Source organism: Mycobacterium sp. E3298 (genome assembly GCF_001666895.1).
Taxonomy (GTDB): Bacteria; Actinomycetota; Actinomycetes; order Mycobacteriales; family Mycobacteriaceae; genus Mycobacterium.
Map to the genome: position 1 here is coordinate 1 of NZ_LZJB01000619.1, position 630 is coordinate 630.

The 630-nt window shown below is 64.6% G+C and carries 2 protein-coding genes; both read right to left on the reverse strand.

Annotated features, from left to right (window positions below):
* Nucleotides 1–78 (reverse strand): PPE domain-containing protein (locus A9X05_RS31455; RefSeq protein ID WP_156737066.1); only part of this gene is annotated, 78 nt, incomplete at its 3' end.
* Nucleotides 79–89: 11 nt separating this feature from the next.
* Nucleotides 90–389 (reverse strand): PE family protein, encoded by a 300-nt coding sequence (locus tag A9X05_RS28615; RefSeq protein WP_067758919.1) that lies wholly within the window; start codon nucleotides 387–389, stop codon nucleotides 90–92.
* Between the last annotated feature and the right edge of the window lie 241 nt (nucleotides 390–630).

The following is a 630-nucleotide window of genomic DNA, read 5'->3' on the forward strand; positions in this document are numbered from 1 at the left end:
CATCAACGACCCCGACCCCGGACCGGCATAAATCCGCGCCGAATTAACCTCCGGCGGAAGCGCCCCAAAATCAAACATCATTGGCTCCTTTAACCCGTCGCGGCCGCGTTGGCCGCCTCAGTCACCGCGTAGGACCCCGAGCTCATCCTCAGGGTGTTGACGAACATCTCGTGAATCGCCGTGCCCTGGGCGCTCACAGCCTGATACATCTGCGCATGCGCAGAGAACTGCGCCGCGGTCAGTGCCGACACTTCGTCGGCTGCGGCCGGCACGATCCCCGTCGTCGGGGCCGCCGCCGCGGCGTTCTGCGCGCTGAGCGCCGAACCGATGCTTTGCAGATCGCCCGCGGCCGCGGCCAGCGCCTCCGGCTGCGTCGTGACAAACGACATTAAGATCCCTCCCTGGTTTCGGCTCGCTGGCCTTTGAGGAACGGTTTGCCGGTGGGCTTACCGCAGGCGTGGCTTACTGCTGAGATTAAATGGGTCACGCGGTGCCTCGCCTCCCTAGTGCCGACTGTTCATTCGTGTACAACTTCCGTTCACCTGGCCTTTCCCTATCCGGCCGATGGGGGTCGGGTTAGGACGCTGTAGCGGAAGCCGTATTTGTGGGAGTAGCCCGCGGCGGCGCCGG